Source organism: Ideonella dechloratans (assembly GCF_021049305.1).
Lineage (GTDB): Bacteria > Pseudomonadota > Gammaproteobacteria > Burkholderiales > Burkholderiaceae_C > Ideonella > Ideonella dechloratans.
In genome coordinates this window covers 3,038,982-3,058,341 of record NZ_CP088081.1, presented here as the reverse complement: position 1 = coordinate 3,058,341, position 19,360 = coordinate 3,038,982, and the positions used below count along the sequence as shown (strand labels likewise).

The 19,360-nt window shown below is 64.9% G+C and carries 8 protein-coding genes; all 8 read right to left on the bottom strand.

Features of this window, described 5'->3' with window-relative positions:
- Positions 1-497: 497 nt before the first annotated feature.
- The 8 genes from brxL to brxC all read right to left on the bottom strand — a co-directional run bounded on the left by brxL (position 498) and on the right by brxC (position 19,324).
- Positions 498-2,543 (bottom strand): protease Lon-related BREX system protein BrxL, encoded by a 2,046-nt coding sequence (gene brxL, locus LRM40_RS14140; protein ID WP_151122053.1) that lies wholly within the window; start codon positions 2,541-2,543, stop codon positions 498-500.
- A gap of 107 nt (positions 2,544-2,650) precedes the next feature.
- A complete protein-coding gene (pglZ, locus tag LRM40_RS14135) occupies positions 2,651-4,987 on the bottom strand; it encodes a BREX-1 system phosphatase PglZ type B (protein WP_151122052.1) in 2,337 nt (778 codons plus the stop codon).
- On the bottom strand, positions 4,984-6,789 hold the full coding sequence (locus LRM40_RS14130) for an Hsp70 family protein (protein ID WP_151122051.1): 1,806 nt from the start codon (positions 6,787-6,789) through the stop codon (positions 4,984-4,986). The genes pglZ and LRM40_RS14130 overlap by 4 nt, the downstream gene beginning before the upstream one ends.
- A gap of 3 nt (positions 6,790-6,792) precedes the next feature.
- Positions 6,793-8,226: a hypothetical protein gene (locus LRM40_RS14125; protein WP_151122050.1), complete on the bottom strand. Its 1,434-nt coding sequence runs from the start codon at positions 8,224-8,226 to the stop codon at positions 6,793-6,795.
- On the bottom strand, positions 8,223-9,344 hold the full coding sequence (locus tag LRM40_RS14120; RefSeq protein ID WP_151122049.1) for a hypothetical protein: 1,122 nt from the start codon (positions 9,342-9,344) through the stop codon (positions 8,223-8,225). Before LRM40_RS14120 ends, LRM40_RS14125 begins: the two co-directional genes overlap by 4 nt.
- Positions 9,345-9,346: 2 nt before the next feature.
- Positions 9,347-12,775, bottom strand: coding sequence for an Eco57I restriction-modification methylase domain-containing protein (locus tag LRM40_RS14115; RefSeq protein WP_151122048.1), 3,429 nt, complete (start codon positions 12,773-12,775; stop codon positions 9,347-9,349).
- 76 nt (positions 12,776-12,851) lie between these two features.
- On the bottom strand, positions 12,852-15,815 hold the full coding sequence (locus LRM40_RS14110; protein ID WP_151122047.1) for an MIT C-terminal domain-containing protein: 2,964 nt from the start codon (positions 15,813-15,815) through the stop codon (positions 12,852-12,854).
- 47 nt (positions 15,816-15,862) lie between these two features.
- Entirely contained in the window at positions 15,863-19,324 is a 3,462-nt protein-coding gene (gene brxC, locus LRM40_RS14105; RefSeq protein WP_151122046.1) for a BREX system P-loop protein BrxC, read from the bottom strand.
- Positions 19,325-19,360: the final 36 nt, after the last annotated feature.

Here is a 19,360-nt window from a genome sequence, read left to right as displayed (position 1 = left end):
TGGCGGCACACCGGCCCATGGCCGCAGCAAGGATTCAACCTGTTGCCTGATCTGGACGCATCTTTCTCCTGCACTGTCCCCAGCTGCCGCTGCCCACCAAACCTGTCGGTTTGGCGCCCAGCGGCCACATTCTTTGAGCTCGAAGAAGCGAACTCAAAGAATGTGCCGAATGCGGTGGGGACAGCTTCCCTGCGAACGTGCGTCCAACATAAATGTGCGATAGACGGTGCCAACCCTTGCGTGAAGACAGGTGCCTCCTTTGTGCGAAGCAGGTGGGGGCAATGTGCAAAGAAGTTGGTAACCGCGTGTCGTGAAGTGTGCGAACAGTGTGTTGAAAGCCTGCCGAACAGGGTGTGAAAGCCTCTACCGGCCTGGTACTCACAGCACCTCATCCTGCAATCTCACCACTTGTGCCCGTCTCTATCGCAAATCTGCTCGTTTCGGTGTTGTAGATTGGATCGGTCATGGCTCCACCCCATCGCGCTTCCGCGCGCTTACTACTCTGTCAATGCCTTCAACAAAGCATCGCGCCCGTCCTGATAGAACTCGATGTCGAGCTTGGTCGCCATCTCGTCAGAAAGGTCGAACAACTGCCGACGGCATGAGACCGGCAGCAGCAGGGACTTGGCACCCTTCTCGACGGCGATTTCAGCAAGCGTGACGGCGTTGTGAATGGGCTCGATGGTGCCGCCCAGCGTCACCTCACCGGCAACCACCAATCCACCGCGTACGGACTTCTTCAGCAGTGCGCTGGACAGCGCGATGAGCGCTCCGACGCCGGTCTTGGCGCCGGCCTTGGCGGCATCAAAGCCACGCAATTGCACTGAGAACTCGTGGGACCGCGGGTCCCGGTCTCCGACCAGCTGCTGGGCCCGTGCGTACAGGTTCTGCTCCGCACAGCGGATGGACTCCTTGAAGGCGGCTGGCACTGGGTTGTTCAGCACCCGCACCCCGCTCCCTGGCCCCTCATTGACCTCGAGCCTGAAGAGACCCGGGTGCTCCTCGTCACCGCCGGGGCTCAGCACCCAGACTTGGCCGCACTCCAGCGGCTCGTCGCCAATGCCGCCTTGGCTCTGCAACTCCGGTGTGCTGACGAATTTCTCAACGCCCTCGGCGCCCAGGGTGTAGCTGAAGTGGGTGTTGCGAAACTCGGCGGCGCCGATGCGCTTCTGCTGCTCCTTGACCCGGCGGCGCACTTCCAGCGCCAGGCGCACGGCCCACTCAAGGTCTTCTTCGCTGACCGCCATGTCCGAGCCGGGGTACATCAGCTTCAGCAGGCCGCTCACGGTCTTGTTGACGCCGTTGAGGTCTCGGCCCGACAGCGCACCGCCCCAGCGCACACGCCCTTGCAGCGTCGATACCCGGCTCTGGTTGCGCAGCTGGGTGAAGCACTCCGACAGGAAGTCGCTCACCAGGCCAAAGTGGGCGGTGAACAGCGTGGGGTTCAGCTTCGGAACATCCCAGCCCGGCAGGAAGCAGTGAATGCGGTCCATGAACGCCGTGTCGTCCCGCATCTCGGGCGGCAGCGGCCCGAAGAGGTGGCCGATGCGCTGCTGGTGCTCCACGTCAACGTCGAAGTTGCCCACCAGCACAATGGAGCCGTCCGCCCGGATGCTCTCCTTGCCCCGGGAGAACTCGCCACTCTCCATGTAGCCCTTCATGATGTTGACGCCGTCCTTCTGGTCGAAGGACACACCAGACACCTCGTCAAAGCACACCACGTCGTACTGGCAGACCAGACCGCGCTGGCCGCTGGCGTTGTTGACGAACATGCGGGCCACGGTCGCCTTGCCACCGGAGATGAGGTGGGCGTACGGTGACACCTGCTGGAACAGGTGCGACTTGCCGGTGCCCCGAGGGCCGAGCTCCACCAGGTTGTAGTTGCGCTCCACGAACGGCACCATGCGCAGCAGCAGCGCATCCTTGGCGCGTTCCGACAGGGTCTCGGGCTCAAAGCCGACGCTGCGCAGCAGCAGGTCGCGCCACTCGGCGGTGGAGAACTGCTCCCGCCCCTTGGCCAGAACGTCCAGCGTCTCGCGCTTCGAGAGCTGGATGGCCCGCAGCGCCTCGACACCAAAGGGCCGCCCGCCCTTCTCCTGCGCGATGGACGCGTCGTAGCCCAGCGTCACCTCGGCGTAGAAGCCGCCGGTGAGCATGCGTTCGTTCTCCTTGACCATCTCGGGCGTGAGCCGCACGTCCGTGAGGCGCAAGCTGGGCAAGCTGGCGATGTAGGAATCGGTCTTCGAGTCCAGGCGCGCCGTGACGATATCGATAATCTTCACGGAACCGGCCTCGCGAGCACGGGCCTTGAAGAGCTCCTCTTCACCGGCCTTCACTGTCCGCGACGCCAGTTGCCGCTGGACGATATCCAGGCCCTCCTGGATTTCTGCCTCATCGGTGGTGGCGCAGTAGCGGCCCAGCAGGAACTCGACCACGTACGTCGGCACGGGGAACTGGCGGCTGAACGTCCGCACCAGGTCCTTGCGTACCACGTAGCCTTCGAAGGCAGCGGTTGCCTTCCTGTCCAAGTCGTCGAGTTGCATCGTCAATCACCCATCTGCGACCTGTCTGGAGCCGGTCGCCCGCCTTGCTGTTCTCTATCTCTGTACCAGGTAACGAGGTAACAGCTCCGTCCCTAGCTTGGCTTCGTTCAGCCACCCACCGTCGTCGCCTGCTTCTGCAGCACCTGGCCATCGGCTCCCAGGATGACGACCACGGCCGCTGCGCCCAGGTTGTCGTCGTCGGCCACCGCCACGCTGGCCTTGCCGGCCTCCAGGGGCTTCACGCTGGCCACCAGGCTCGACGTTGCCAGCGCGGGCTTCGTCCGCACGTCCACCGTCAGGCCGGCCGACGAGCTGTCCACCTCGACCACGCAGCGCAGGCCTTTCCAGGTCACTGCCTTGATGGCGACCTGTGCCGCTGCCGCAGGCGCAGCCACCACCAGGTCCAGCACCGGCACCAGGCACTCTTGCAGGCTCAAGCCACCGTGCGCGTAGTCGGCTCCAGCAATGAAGGACGACACACCTGGCGCATACGCCACCTGGACATCTTTACACCAATCCCAGCCGAAGGTCAGCGGGGTGCCGTGTGCCGTGTCCTTGAGGACAGCGCAGCGTCCCCAGCGGGTCTCGGCCTGGTGTTTGGGCAACTCCGTCTTCGGCAAGCCACCAGGAACCAGCAGCCAGCCGTGGTCGGTGACGATGCGCACCCGGCGCCACCCCGCATCGCGCAGTTCCTGCACCCGTTCTACCACCGTGGCCAGCTGAGCATCCACGTCTCGCGCAAGACGAACGCCGTGCTCGTGGCCGTAGTGGTCCAGGTCGCCCGACTCCGTCCAGGCGCGTCCGCTCGGGTCACCCGTCTCGTGCTTGTCCAGCGGCTGCACGCCGTTGTCGGTCAGCAGCTTCCTGAAGTTGTGGCCAGAGAGCGGTTTGCCGTCCGCCGCAACACGGGGCTCGAACTCCACGTCTTCCGCCGTGCCGGACACCAGCCCCGCCACTGGCGAGCACCAAGCCTTGCCGGACGCCGTGACCGACGGCATGCAGGTCCAACGGGCCGCCAACGTCGTGGTGCCCAGACCTTCCAACTTGGCACGCAACCGCTGGGCGACGTCGTACCGCAGGCCATCCACGAACACCGTGCATGTGCCTGTATCAGTTGCTGCGTCCGATGCCGACTGCAGGGCTGGCATGCCCCCCACCTTCTTCACGGTGTCCTGCAGTCGCTTGGCCGCTTCTTCCAGCCAGGGCAGGTAGACGGCGCGCACTGCGGCTCCAACGGCGTCGGTGTCTGCCTTGGTTTGCACGGCGCCCATGGCCTGCGTCGCCGCCTCATCCACAAGCCACCCGGACTGCTGGTAGCTCGCAGCCAGCTCCGAAGGCGTAGCGCCGATGGGCGCCGCCGCGCTCAGCTCGGCCAATCGAGCCAGGTGCTCCAGCGCTTGAGCCAAGGGCGAATGCCCCATGCGCGACCACAGCCAACCCCGGCGCGCACCGTGCTCCTTCTCGGCGGTGGCGATGGCGGTGCGAGCCTGGGCGGCATCCATGGCCGCGCAGGCGGAAAGCGCGTAGCGCAGACTGGCCTCGCCTTGTTCATTGGCCTGCGGGTAGCTGGCCAAAGGTCCATGGGGGTCCATGTCCGGGAACAGCCCCAACTGCGGTGGCTGTACGGTGCGGAGCAGCGTCAGCACCTCTGGGAAGCTCGTGAACGAATCCCGATAGAGCTCAGCCACGGCCACCCACTTGCCCTCGCGTCGGGCCAGCTTCTCAGCGGCCACCAGGGGCCCGTCGCTGACCGGGTCGAAGCCGAAGTCGGACTTTGCCCGCTTCGAGAACACGTCCCAACGTACGCCGACCCAGTCCTTCTGCGTTGCTTGGGGGGCGTTCATCCACACCAGCAGGTCTCGGGTCGGATTTGGTGCCAGCAGGCTCAGCAGCCACTCGGCGTTGATTTGCCGGCCCTTCAGCTCGTCCAGCGGCCTGTCGAGTAACACGCCGGCTGACAGCACCTGGGCCAGGGCCTCCTGCGTTGCCTTGTCCTGCGCCACGTCCAGCCCAAGGCCACCGTGCTTCGAAGACAGGAACGCGCTGACCGTCCAGTCCTTGGTGTTGACCTGGCTCCAGAACACGCCCCGGTACTGCAGCTCAGCCAGCGGCTGTAGGTCCCGAGTGCAGCTCTCGATGGCCCGCAGCTCCGCTCGGCTCACCCCGGGGAGGTAGACGACGGGCACGCCCTTGAACTGAACCTCTGGCAACACAGCGGCAATTGCGCACTTGAGCCAGACCGCTGGGCCGCTCCTGGCGTCTAGATTGAAATCACCCAGTGTCAGAAGCTGCGGCATGCTGGCCCGAAGCCGCGTCAGGGCGCTCTCCCACTGACGCTCCTTGTCGGTCCAGAGCACGGCAGCAGCAGCGGCTGCAGTATGCGAATTGCCCGCTGCGGCCTTGACGAGCGACTCGGACAGTCTGTTCGCAAAGGTCACGGTCATGCGTTCAGCCTCCCGCTGGGCTGCTGGCGAGAGGCCAACAGAGACGCGCATCTGCAGAGGGGGTCGTTTGACGCACGCCCGCACATCGCGCAGGGCTCGTAGTACAGGCGCTCTTCGACCTGAACCTGCGGCGGGTTCTGCTCGACGCGGAAGTAGTACGGGTTGTGGCGGTACAGCACCTCCCCGGGGACCAGACTGACGTCCTCCCGCGCCGCGATGTTCGACCGCATCGACAGGTCACCGGGCTCGTTCGGGCTGACTTCACCGTCGGAGCCCAGCAGGCTGGCGTTGAGCCAACTGTTGCGTGCTCCCGGGGTCGCCAAGGCGAACTCGAGGTCGTGCACCTCCGCCACCGCCTTTCCCTTCTGATTGAGCGACCAGGCGGTCGCGGTCAACACGAGGTTCTCATCGATGTTGACCTCCAGACCAAGGCGCTCTCGGAACGGTTGCGCCTTGCCATCAACCTTCAGCAGCATGTTGCACAAGGGCCTCCGCTTGTCATTGGCCAGCACCCGTGGCCCAGGCCGGTGCGGGCTGACCAGGCTGAACTTGCCGTGCCCATCGCTGGGGTCCACGCAGTAGAGGTCGAAGCGCTCGCGTCGGTTCTCCCGCTCGATGGGCATCTCCACCCCTGCCTGCAGTAGCGGCATGTAGGAGTTGCGGGCCAAGGCGAGCTCCACGTTCTTGGCCAGGTGCAGCCGCGCCTGGTCATGCGCCACCCAGGCCGCCCCCTCGGCGATGGCGGAGGCACTGCGCTTGGAGACGTGAACCCGTCCAGGGCCGAACAGCTCGTCCAGACGGTTCTTCACCATGGGCATGTTCACCATGCCGCCCGTGGCCAAGCAGAGTTCCACGGACGCCGTGGAGAAGCCCTCGCGCTCCAGCAGCCGCTCGATGCGCGCCACACCCTTCTTGACCAGGTGACCCACGATATCTTGCAGGTCATCCCTGGAAAGGTTCACCTGCAGGTCGGACTGCTTGTCGTCCTGGTAGTACGGGTCGACGTAGACGTTCCAGGTGCTGCGGTCGCTCAGGCGAATCTTGGCCTTCTCGCACTCGTGCAGCAGCCGCTTACGGGCCTCAGGCAAGACCTCCACATCATCCCCGAGCCCCTGCTCGGCACGAGAGCGTTTCTCCACTTCGTTGCGCAGCTCCTCGTCGAAGACGTCACCGCCGACTTCCTCCGTCCCGTCGTTGGCCACCTGCACCAGCAGTCCGTTCAAGACCCGGCAGAGCGTCAGGTCCAGCGTACCGCCGCCCCAGTCGAACACCAGCAGCAGCTTGCCGTCGTAGCGGCGGATGAGGTCCGAGGTTCCCTCGGACATGCGCAGGTAGCCATACAGGGCCGCGAGCGGCTCATGAACGAACTGCACCACGCTCATGCCAGCCTGGCGGAAGGCCTGACGCAGCAGCGCGCGGCGATGCCCCTCCATGTTTACTGGAATCGTGGCCACGACACGGTCCATCGGCAGGTCGCGACCTGCCTTGGTCTGCAGCACGAAGCGCCGCACGTGGTCCAGCACGTGCTCGACCATCTTCACCGGGTCCCGCCGAACCCCGTCGATGAGCTGCTCCTCACGCCCGAGCAGTGTCTTGGGCGAGCGCACCGTGCTGCCTTGCACCCCGAGGCCCGCGCTGGTGAGCTTGTCGTGGGCCTTCCGGCCCACCTCCACCTTCCCGCCTTCGAAGCTGACGACCGATGGAATCGGCTGCTCGTTCTCCAGGAAGGTGATGACCTCATTGCCGATGACCACCGAGGCCAGGCTGTTCGTCGTTCCAAAGTCGAATCCAACTACGGTCATGCGTCACTCCTCCCTCAACTCTTGAACTTCGGCTCTCAGTGCATCGACCACATGCTCAGCCCGCTCCACCATGACCGGGACGCGGGGCGTGTCCTTGCGCAGCGCGGACAAACCGACCTCGAGCATGTCGACGCTGTCTGTCAAGCGCTTCACCAGGCGACCGCGCAGTTGCTCCAATTCGTGCTGCAGATGGGTCTTTTCGACGGCGTGCTGCCGGCGCAGGGCCTCCAGCTCTGCATAGGAACTTTCCCGCAGCGCCTGCAGCTCCGCCCGAACGTCGTCAAGCTGTTGTGCGGTATCGGCGAGCTGGGTCTCGGAGGCGGACAAACGGTCACGCAGGCTTGTCGCCTCTCGCTGGGCCTGGTCTTGCTGTGTCCGTGCCTCGATGGCTTGCTGACGGAAGCGCTGGCATGCCAAGCCCACCCCGGCCGCCTGCCCAATGTCCGTCAGAGCCCGCAGGCGTGCGTTGTCATCGGCCAGGTCTTTGGCCGCTGGCTGCCAGACCACCTGGAACAGCAGCGACGACAACTCTTCCGAGTTGAGACTCCGGTTTACGGCCAGCCAGGTCACAAACAAGCGGACGGCGTTGTGCCGCAGGTCCCGCAGGTCGCCGCCCTTGAGGGGCTCCGCCTCTGCACTCGGAGACGGCTCGAACGCGGCCACCCTGGCCAAAGCCTCAGGGGGTGGCAAACCCTCAGGCAGGTTGCGCAACGCCCCCTGCACCCCGGCATCGCTGAACACTGGGTGGCGCAGCATGACGTTCGACACGAACGACGTTAGCGCTGCCTTCAAGCCTGGCAGGCCCGTGACCTCTTGGCTCAGCAGCAGAATCTGTCGCGGTACCGCCAGCAGCGTGTCGCCCTTGGCCAGGTGCAGCAGGCGGCTGAGTGCCGCATCGTCGAGCCGAGCGTTCTGCGCGATTTGCTTCTCGACCTTGGACTTGAGCGTCAGCGGTTGCCCTTTGCGTCCATAGGCGTACTCGATGAACTGCTCCAGCGTTTCCGGCTCTGCTTTGGGCTTCTTCCCGGCGGGCTCGCTCTTGGCCGCCTCTGAACTGCCTTCACCCGCCGCTGCTGGGCTGGGCGACGGGACAGTCTTCACATCGGTCGAAGGCACCTCGAATGATGGCCGCAGCTCCGCGGCTTCCGCGGTCGCAGGGGCCAACGGCGCTTCAGGTGGCGTCACAACGGCAGCGTCCGCAGCGGCCACAGGAGGCTCGGCAACAGACACGGGCCCTTGGGCGTCGGCTTTCAAGACCTCCGTTGGCACGGGAGCCGGCGTCACGGGTGCAACTGCACCAGGTGCAGTGACAGGGGGCGTTCCAGAGGTCGCCATCGCTTTATTTCCTTCTTGTCGTTGCCGCTGCTCACTCTTGACCGCCAGAACTCGTGCTCGGTAGTCGTAGCGCTTCGGCTTCTTGCGCTTTTGCTCTTTCATGGTGTCGAAAGCCGCTCCAGCATCGCGTTCGCCCAGGCGCTGGTATCCGGCTTGCCGGCCAGCGCTCGCGCCAGCTTCCGTGCTTCTGCATGCCAAGCCGCTTCATCGCGTGCCGCCAACGCCTCGCAGGCCAGCAACATGCGCTTCATGTGGTCGTAGCCGCCCGCCGGGGCGCGGCGGAGATGCACCAGCAGCTCCTCGGCGCGCGCCTTCAGGCCGACCAGGCCGTGGCTGGCATCGGCCAGGACTTGCAGCGTGTCCTGGTCGGTCAGCAGGTCTTCCACAGCACTGCCTGGAGCGGGCGAGAACGCCTCGTCGAAGTGCCAAGGCAGACCCTGAAGCAAACCGGCGAACGCACCTGCCGCGTGACGTAGCGCACCTTCCGGCGCCAGGCATTCGGCATCGTCGAACTGGTTGAAGTGGAAGGCCACCAGGGAGCGAACGCTGCGCGCCAACGGTCGGTCGAAGCCCGAGAGCTCTTCCGATGAGCGCAGGAAGCGCTGGATGTACTCCTCGTGCTTCAGCCCACTGTCGGGAGAGCGCTCCTTGGCCATCACCCCGTACAGGTAGTGCGAGATGCCGTCGCAATACGGCATGGCGCTCGCGAAGGCGCGGCAGTCTTCGTTGAACCGCGACACCGACTGGATGTTCAGCAACCGGTCTCGGGCGAGCCGCAGAAAAGCGGCTTCAACGCCCGCGAGATGGCCTTCATCGGCAACCCGGAAGTCCAGCTGACAGCGCGTGGTCGCCCCTTGGTTGCTCAGCACCACATCGGCGAACGCATGCCGCATGGCTGCCAGCTGCTCGCCCAGGCGTGCCGGCGGAATCGGCTCCCCGTTCAGTAGGCAGGCGGTCGCGTCTTCCACCAGCGCGTCGGCAGGACCGAGCGGCGTCATCAGCACCTGCGTCAAGGCGCCCACGGGCTTACCCCGCAGCAGCAAGGCGGGCTGCCGCACCGGATGCTGTTCAAACCGGTGCTTGCGAAGTGCCTCCAGGTCCGAGAACGACTGCGCGCAATGCTCGCAGGCGTAGCGAACCGGCGGGGGCGGGGTGTAGACGTACTCCCCCAGGCCTGTCGGCTCATGGAACTCGGCGTAGCCGGTATGCCAGAAGCCCATGCTCAGCTCCCGCCTGCCTTCGCCCGAGCGGCTTCCTTGTCCGCACGAGTCAGGTGGTGGTCATTGATGCGGTCGCCCTTGAAGACCTTGAACCAAGGTGCGCTCTCGACGTCCTTGCCCCGGTCCTTGTCCCAGGTGATGTTGAGCTTGGGCTTCTTGTTATGGCGCAGGACCTCGGCGGTCATGAAGGGGCGGATGTTCAGGCGCACGCCGTCGTTGAGGTCGGGGTTCCAGCCGATGGGCTGCTCGGCCAGCGGCTTCCAGCGCACGAAGATGTCATAGGGCGGCTCTCCTTCGAGGATGAGCTCCAGGCGGCGCTTCAGGTCCTGGGCGGCGGCCAGGCGCTGCTGCGCGCCGTCGATGCGGTCGCGCACGCCGGCCTCCTGTTGGCGTATCCAGTCGCCCAGGTAGGTGTGGATGAGGCGTTCCAGCTTCTTGTGGTCGAGCTGGTGGTAGTTCACCAGCGCGGCGAAGCCGTCCTTCTGGCCGTCCCACACATGCCAGATGAAGGGGCGGTGGTGGAAGCGCTTGGTGTGCTGCTCGAAGAACCTCTCGCGCAGCCAGACGTCCAGACCCTTGCCTGCGCAGTCGGCATCGGCCAGCAGCTTGTCGAGCACGGCGGGCTTCCAGCTGCCGGGCTGTACGGTCTCCCAGGCGGCAATCAGCAGCTTGAACAGCCGGTCGTGCGCTGGCGCCTCGCCGCGCACCGAGGGCAGGCAGACGATGCCGTCATCGTCGGTGTGCTCGTCCAACTTCTCGCAGCGGGTAATCCAGGTGCGGGCCTCGTCGGCCAATTCCATCGCCGTGTCGGTCTCGGCTGGCCAGCGGTAGCCGGCTAGGCGAGCGACGGCGACTTGCAACGGGTCGGTAGCTGGCTGCGGGTGGCCATGGAACAGCCATTGGGTGGGGTCGTCGGAGTAAGGCCTGGGCAGACCGTTGGGGTAGCGTTTCGCCGCGACTTGTTGCCAGTGGGCGAGGTCGAAGGGGACCTTGGTGAGCGTTCCTTCGGTAACTGAAAGCGAGGGGTCCAGCGCCTTCAACTCTTGCTCGTAGGCTGGGTCAAGCAAGTAGGACAGCACTGCGGTGGCATGTTCACTTCGAACCGGCACCATGATTCCTGCTGTAACGTCGAACTTCGCTCCAGAGTAAAGGGCTACCGCTTTATTGCGGGTCACGTTAATCGCAAAGCCAACCTGACCCCACGCATTTCGACCGGCCTGCCAAGCGCCGCCGATGCGACCAACCTTCTTCAGTTCTTCGATGTAATTGAAGTAGTCGCTACCTGGCCCGCCCCATCGAAGGGTGTAGTTGTAGCCGCTGACTAGGCCATGAGTTTGCTCGGTTGACGCAGCCTGAAAGAACTCCCACCCGCCCTCAAGATTGGCTCTCTCCCAGTACTGCTGCACGAATCGGGAGCCATCGGTAGTGCTAATGCCCTGTGCTGTGAACGCATAGTTCGAGAGTTGAACTTGCGCAACCGACTCCTCCAGCAAGATTCGGGCATCGGGATTCCCCAACTGACCTTTCTGGCTCACCGCCACGACCTCGCCGTCGTGCAGCAATGCTGCCTTCTCCTGCGCAACCTTTGGCGCACTGGCATCCACGCAGCGTAGCTGAAAGTCCTCTGAAGCCTTCGCTTTGGTCTGGGTCAGCAGAATTATGAAAGCACCTGCCGCCTGTGGACTGTCAAACCCGCCTTCACCGAGCCGTGCCAGCAGGTTCCACTGCACCGATTTGAGCAACGATTCGCGCTGCTTCTTGTAGCTTGTGAGGAACAGCCAGTTCTGCGGCATGACGATTTGAACAACGCCTGAGCCCTGGTCGTGGCTGAGTTCTAGGCAACGCTCCAGGAAGACGTTGGCTAGGTCCTGCTTGGCCTCGGGGTAGTGGGTTTCGCAATAGCTCTTCAGAACCTCATGTTGTCGACCGCGTGCCAGGTAAGGAACGTTGGTCACCACCAACTGATAGCGTCCATCCAGCAACCGGGCTGCGTCCAGCAATCCCTTGGCCGTGAGCGCCAGGTCCCAGCTGTCGTCCTGCAATTCGCTGGCCTGCCCCCACAGCGTGGCCGGGCGTTCGGTGGCCAGCGCCCGCCCCAACAGGTCGCGCAGGGTGTCGAAGCTGGACGTGGCCAAGTCGTTCTTCAGGCTGCGTGCCGGGTCCAGCAGGCTGCCCAGCAGCGGTGCCTGGGCGAAGCTGGCGTGCAGCAGGCGCAGTTCCTGGCGCAGGTAGGCGGCGTTGGTGGCGTCATCCGGCACCAGGGCCATCCAGTCCTCGGGCTTGGCCGCCACCTTCAGGCCGCAGCAGGCCACCTGCGGCGCGGGCATGTCGGCGCGCACGCCCAATGGGTCGCCGTTTTCGTCCGGGAAACGCCAGGCCGCCAGGGCCAGCGCGAAGACGGCGATTTCCACACAACGGGCGTCCAGTTCCAGGCCGTGCAGGTTGTCGGCCAGCACGGCGTCCACCGCGTCCATCGCGCTCAAGCCCTCGGCCGCCATGCGCATCGGCACCAGCAGCAGGAAGGCCGCCACCAGGAAGTGGCCCGAGCCGCAGCACGGGTCGAGCAGCTTGAAGTCTTCCAGCCGGTCGGGCCAGCCTTCGAACTTGCCGGCTGCCGGCGTGCCGTCGTCCAGCGTGCGCAGGTAGGTCAGTGGCACGGGGCAAGGCTTGCCCGGGTGGCGCGTCACCCACCAGGCGCCCAGCGAGTTGTGGAGCAGGAAGTCCACCATGTAGGGCTCGGTGAAGAGCTGGGTGACGGCGGGCAGCTCGTCGGCGCCAATCTTCACCTCCGAGGCGTTGACCTCGTCCTTGCGCTTGGCCTGCCAGAACTGGTAGACCCAGCCCAGGCTGTCGCTGGCCTTGAACACCTCGGGCGGCAGCGCGGCCAGCAGGCGCTCCAGCTCACGCTGGTGCTCGGGCGCGAAGGCCAGCTCGAACACCGGGCTCTGCGGCTTGAACACCTGGGGCAGCATGCGGGCAGCCAGCTTCCCGGCCAGTTCCCACTGCGTCTTGGAGCCAAGCTTCTCGCCCTCCAACATGGCCTGTTCGTGGTCGACCAGGCTCTGGCAGTCCTCCAGTGACACCGGGGCTCCCAGCTCCCACATCAGCAATCCGTTCTCGGCAAGGAAGCGCGCGAACAGCATGCGGTGCCAGTGTTCGTAGGCCACCTCCCACACCAGGTGCTGCAGGCCCTGGGTGTCGTCCTTGGCCTTCACGTCGCCCAGCGCGCGGCCGTGGGCACGCAGGCGGCGGCGCAGGGCCTTGAGGTCGTCACTCAGGTAGTCCGGGGCCTTCGCCTCGCCCACGGCCAGCTGCCGAAGCGCAGCCAGCGCGGCCTTCTCGGCCACGTCGCGGGCGGACTTGACGGTGTTCTCGAGCTGGCTGCGCAGGGGCTTCGCCAGAGGCTGGTTGCTGATGCTTGCGGTCGGCATGGTGTTCTTTGTCTTCCCTGTGAGGTAACGAGGTAACGCGCGTCACGTCACCTGGTGTGCGATGGCGCCCTCGCTGTCATGCGGTGTTGGCCTTGAGGAGCGCATGGCCCTGGACGCAGAACACATCCACCTCGCTTTTGCGCACCTCACGCAGGTCGGGGCGGTGCCGCGCCAGGCCGGTGGCTGGCTTGTAGAAGTCCAGCCCGCGGCCCAGCTTGAAGAGCACGCCGTGGTCCATGACCAGGAAGCGGTCATGAACGTCAGCGTCGCGCCGCAGACTGAGCGTCACCCCGTAGTCGCGGAACAGTTCCTTGGCCAAGTTGTCGACCACACGGTCCTGCTTGGCCGTCGCATCCACGTCTGCGAACTTGGTGAGGACCTCCACCTCCTTGGGACGAGCGGACTCGGCCAGGTGCAGGAGGAACTCGCCGAGGTTGCGCAGTTGGTGTGGGTCGGCCAGGTAGCCGTCAATCAGCCTGATACGAACCGCCCCCTTCAGGTAACGGGCCGGGAAGACCCGGTCGTAGGGCCAAGACTTCTCGCCGTTACCCAGCCGAATGCGCTCCAGGGTGACCTGCGCAACGGTTTGCACCTGCTCGGCCCAGTCGCCATCGCCCGACAGCTCGAACGCGCCTTCCGGCTGCGGGGCAGGCGCTGGAGTGGGGGCCGGCTGCTGAGGTTCAGGCGCTGAACTGGGAGCTGGGGCGGCTGCGACTGCAGGAGCCGACGCATCCTGTTCCGACTTGGCGCGGGCTGGTGCGGTTGATGCGGTTGGCGTGCTGGCGTCACTCGAGGTGGCTGGAGAACCCGGATGGCCTGCCGTCGCATCGTCGACTGCCAGGAGGCTGGAAGCACGGGTCAGCACCTCGTCGTGCTCGCTCTTGATGGTGGCCACCAAGTCTTCAGTGGCCTGCTTCTGCCCCGCCACCAGGGCCGTGGCGGCCGCCCGAATGTTGTCGTCGGCCTGCTCCAACAGGATGTTCACTTCTGCCAGTGCATCGCGCGGCGCTGCCTGGGCCTCTGTGACCAGGAAAGCGCCAAAGGCCTGGATGCTGTCCTTCAGATAGGTCTGCAGCGCTTCGGTCAGCAATGCCTTCACCTCGCGGTAGAAGGCCTGGACTTCTCCCGATTGCTTGACCGTGGTGCCCGCACCCCAGATATCGCTGACCTTCTCACGGGCCTGGTCGATGCGCTCAGAGACCTCGTCATCGACAAAGTCCGACAGGAGCTTGTTGACCTCGAGCTCTTTGGCGACGATGAGCTCCTGGGCCCTGGCCAGGCTCTTTTCCAGCGAGTCCTTGAGCTTGCTGGTGACATCGAAAGGCAGCGAGGTACCCAGCTCCAGCGACTGGGCGATGCGCGCGCCCTCGGCCGAGAGTCGGTCGAGGTGGGTCTCAAAGCCCCGCGCGAACTCAGCGAAGGTGTCGGTGTACTCGCTGAGCATCTCCTGCACCTTGGGAAAGATGCGGTTGGCCACCCGGGTCTGGAAATCCGCCATGTGGCCCCAGTAGCCCGACCGACGGGTGCGCCAGTGGCGCGCCACGTCGTTGAGCTCGAAGGCCACGAGTTCGCGCTCAGCGAGCAGCGCAATCGTTTCGAGCGATGACCGGTGCTGCCGGGCACGCTCGTCCAGCCGCTGGCCCAGCAGCGTCACCTGCTCCGTAACGGCGCCCTCAAACCGCTGGCTAGCCTGCCCAAACTCACCACGAAAGCTGCGGAGCTTCTGCTCCGCCACCTCCCTGTCCTTGACGTCACGGATGGCGAGCAACTTGGCGTCGAGCACCGACTGCAGCTCTAGCAGCGCGGAACGGGCGCCGGCGGCGATGCCCTGCGCGACCATCGCAAGGCGAGATTCGGTCGACAGCATGTAGAGCAGCTGGCTCTTGAGCTGCTCAACGCCGCCCGGGTCGTCCGATTGGATGGCGCACAGCGTCGGCTTACCGGCCTTCCAATCGCGGTGGAGCTTGGCCGACGTGAAGGCAATCTGCACGTCGCCGAGTTGCTCGCGGTAGCGCCGCATGGCTGGCGAATCATCCTGGCTCAGCTCCGCCAGGGTGTCGGCCAGCTCCTTGGTCAGTCGCTGGCGCTCGAGGTCGATGCGGCGTGCGACCGGGTCGGGGTCGTCATCGTTGGCCTCGGCGTTGTCCAGGTGCTGTTGGTAGGTCACGTCGACCTGCGTCACCACGACGATGAGCTGCTTGACGGTGCCCTTGCGGAGCAGGGAGAGCAGGAAGTCCTTCTCCGCCTGGTCGTAGGAAGCGCCCGAGCGGGTGAGGAAGAGGACGGCGTCCACATCGTCGACCACCTTCTCGGTGAGCTCGACACGGTAGCGCTCGGTGTCCCCCAGACCCGGGGTGTCGATGAGCAGCACCCCGCCATCCAGGATGGGCGCAGGCGACTCGATTTCGATGCCAAGCACCATGCAGTGATGCGGTTTGGTGCCGGTGGTGAACTCCTTCAGGCGCCGCCGAAAATCGGCTTCGGCCTTCTTGGTGCCGTCGTTGGCCAGGCGAATCTCGATGCTGAAGCCGCCGTCACGGATGTACTCCCTCTCCAGCGCTTGGAGGTCGTAGCCCTCCTCCATCTCGCCGTCTTTGTTCTTGCGCGGCTTGCCGAGCTCGTGCCACTTGAGCACCCGGTGAGCGTCGATGTGGCGAGGGTCTTGCTGGTAGAGGCTCTGAATCTTGGTCCACTCGTCACGCGCCAGGAAGCGGATGGTGGCCTTGACTTCATCGCCATGGCGGAAGGTGGTGACGGCCGCCGTCTCCGGGTTGGTGTCTTCGCTGGCCAGCCGGGCGTCAAGCAGTTCGTTGACGAAGGAGGACTTGCCCGCCTTGAAGCGGCCCACGACGGCCACTTTGTAGTTCTCTGGAAGCTTCTGCTCGTCCAGCAGCTTGGCCAGCGCATCGGAGGTGCGCTTGCACTCCTTGCCCACCTGGGCAATCTCGACGTCGGCTCGACGCAGCAGCGCCTCGCGGACATGGTCGATGTGGTGGGCCAGCGTGCGAATGTCGCTGCGGACCTGGCGTGGGGACTTCATGTACTTGCTTCTCCCTTGGAAAACGGTGCCTGGTTCGATGGGACCTCTCAGAGGCTGACTGGGCCAGACTTCAGCTTGGTGCGAATCAGCGCTTCAACCTCCGACAACCACGACTGAAGCTCTGCCTCGTCGTTCAAGGTTCGCTTGGGGATGGCCACGTGGACCACGTTGGGCTTGAGCAGTTGCACCGCGGCATGCCGCGCCGCTTCGAACCGGCTGGGCAAGGCCTGGGTCTTAGAGACCCAGTGGTCAAGGTCGCAGTCGTCCAAGGCGTCCTGCAGCTGCTCGGGCGTGCCGGTGGCCACGGACGGTGGCGGCGTCAGGTGGTGCTTGACTGTCAGTTCATCGCGCTGGGTGTTGCCGAGCTTGTTCCAGTCAGCGTCTTGCTGCAGCAGGGCCTGCTGCTGGGCGAAGCCTTGTTGGAAGGCGTCCAGCTTGGCCTTCAGGGCCTGGCGCAGCAGGTCGACCGTCTCGTCCAACAGAGGGCGAACAGGGTCTGGGTCCGCCAGCAAGCTGCGCTGGGCCTCGATGGCATCGGCCTCAGCCTTCAGCTTGGCGTAGGGGCCGAGGGCTTTCGCATGACGAAGCAGGTCGCCCAGCTTGTGCCACGCAGGCATGCGCTTCGCAATCTCGGCCGCGGTCTTGGTCCAGCCTTGTGAGAGGGCCAGCACCTCGTCGTGCCGGGTGAACAGTTCCAGCAGCTGTGCGTTGCCGCTCTGCGCCTCGATGGCTTCGATGACGATGAGCTTTGGTGCCTCTGGCGCTGGTGCAGGGCCACCAGCCTTGGACGCCTGCTCGCGCAGCTTGGCCAGCAAGGCTGGCATCCGGTTCAGCTCTTCCTTGGGCTGGCAGGGCACGCCCACGGCGTCGAACAGCTTGCGAATCTTGATGAGCTGAATCGGCGTGATGTTGATGCTCTCGCGCCGGAAGCTCGTCTGGGTGACCTTGGCGCGGTCCAGGCTCTTGGCGTCGACAGGCTTGGACGCGGCATCGGTGGCGTTGACATGCCCGGACGCCAGCAGCGCGTAGAGCGCACCGTCAATTGCGTCACGCGGCCAGCCGTAGGGCGGGGCCTCGAAGTTCTCGCGAATCTCCGAGCCCTTCTTGCCGGGGCCGATGAAGCCCAGCAACTTCTGGCAGACCGGGTGCTTGTCGGCCTCCTGGGTATGGCCAACAGCCTTCAAGGCTTCCAGATTGCCTTTGCGGGCTTCGTCCAGCACCTTGCCCCACTGTTCGTGGTCTGCGGCATCGAACTGGCTGTACAGGCGGATGGCCGAAGACTTGGCCGCGCGGTTGATGCGGTCGGCCAGGTCATTGCCGTCGGTGGCCTCCTGACCGCCGGCCTGAAATACGCGCACGCCGGCCATCAGCTTGTCCACCAGCTCGGCCAGCTCTTTTTCGGCGTTGCGCTGGCGGCTCTCCATCGAGCGCTGCGCGTCGCGGCCCTCTTCGGTGGACGGATTGCCCTTCTTCTGGAGCGTGGTGCGTGCTGCTTCCAGCGCAACGATGGCCTTCGAGAGGACTGACTTGTTCTCAGCAGGCAGATAGACGAAAAGGGTTGGGTTGTCCGAGCTGGTGCGTTTGGCATCAGCAACGACCGACTTCTCCTCGGTCTGCCAGCCGTCTTGAATCCACAGGTACAGGCACTTGTCGTTGTCCTTAGGGAGCGTGTCATCGAAGGTAGGGATGAGTGCGCGAACCTCGTTCCCCTTGCCTTGGGTGACGCGAACCTTCTTGAGGACCTCGGCGAATCGAGTCTTCAGCAGCTCGGCCCGCTTCTGCTCAACACGTTGTGGAGCCGCCTCAAGCTCAGTCTCCTGGGCACGGAACTCGTCGTACCAGGCGCTGGACTCTCGGGTCTGCAGCCGATACTCGGTGCCGTTGCCGCCGGCCAGGGCCATGACCAAGCGGTCCTTGTTCTGCAGCTCTTCCAACAGGGCCGGCAGCGACTTGCGCAGCTCCGAAGAGCCGGCCGCCAAGTCGGTGACCAGCAGGTCTGCCAACGCTTCCTCTGTGGCCTTCAGGCCCAGGTCCATCGCCGCGTCAGCCGGCAGCTTGTTGATGAGGTAGATGAGCTTGAGCAGCTTGGCTTTGAGCTGGGCGTTCGCGTCACCGGCTGCAAAACGCTGGACGTTCTCGAAAACCTCCTTGGGCAGCTGCGCTGTGGAGACCAAGTTCGCGGCAATCTGGTCGTAGAGGAAGTCGCCAGAAACCACGTGCCCCAGCGGTGCCTCGGCGGTGGCCAGCACCGCTTCATGGACGACGCGCAACTGACTGCGCAGCTGCGAGACGGTGCCGGTGGTGTCAATGCTCCGGAGAACACGTTCCCAGAAGCGGCGACGCACTGGCAGCAGCGGGTAATCGGACGTCATGACGCTCTCGTCGTCGGTCACGTGCTCGAGCTTGGTGCCGCGCAAGTGGCGAGAGATTTCGCCAAGGTTGGACCGCCAGACCTTCTCGACCTCCGGCTGAACTGAGGGCTTCTTGGCCAGGATGATTTGCCGGGTGACGTTCTCCACGTCCCAGTCGCCCAGCATGACCGGGATTGGGAACCGAGCCATCAGCCGCTGGAGAGTGGGTGTCCCTGAGAGCGCGGACTGCCCGGTGGCAACAAGCAGAAGCCGACCCTTGAAGTGCTTGCACAGGGTTTCGACAAGCTCCTGCACATCTATGGACTTCGCCCCGTCATTGCCGATGTACTGCTGTACCTCGTCAAGGACCACCAGGGTCAGCGGGAACTTGCCCTCCTCGGAAAGAGCGAGCTCAATGGCTGAGGTCATCTGTTCGCTGGTGACGTCGGTCACCTGGGGGAACTGCTCCTTGAGCAGCTTGCGGGCATCTGCCTCAGTGTGCGCCAAGTCCGGCCGGGCCTTCAGCAGCGCCTTGGTCAGTGGACCAGAGACGTACATGTGAGGCAGCTCTTGCGCCAGCGAACGGCCAGCGGTCTGCAGCTCCGCCTCGACGGCGTCCAGGATGCCCTCGCGCTTCATCCACAAGACGAGCTGCGCCTGGTTGTACTGCTCGGGTAGCCCCTTGGACTTGAACACAATGCCCAGCAGCGCGAGCCGCACCTTGTCACCGGCACCGGCGCCCAGCTTGCCCGCTGCGGCGTGCAGGCCACCGTGGCGCTTGCCCTGGGTGGAGAGCTCCTTCAGGTGCTCGAACACGCCCGTGGGCAGCTTGGCGATGCTGCGGGCGGTGGCGCCGTCGGCGAACTGGTAGTCGGTCCACAGCGTGCGCAGCATCTTGGCCAGGTGCGACTTGCCGCTGCCATAGAAGCCGGAAATCCACACCCCCGGCTGCTCGGTCTTGGAGTCGAGGTTGAGCAGGAACTTGTCGAGGATGGTCTCGAGGCCCTTCTCGTACTGACCGTCGCAGACAAAGGTCTCGAGTTCGTAGCGCAGGATGGCCTGCGCGGCCTCGGAGTGGTCTTCGGAGACCTCGGCCACGCCGTTGTTGACGAGGCGGTTTTCCTTCGGGGCTTTGTTATAGATATCCCTGTTCAGCATGGTGGTCCTTGCTTTGGTTCTTCAGGTGGTGCGTTG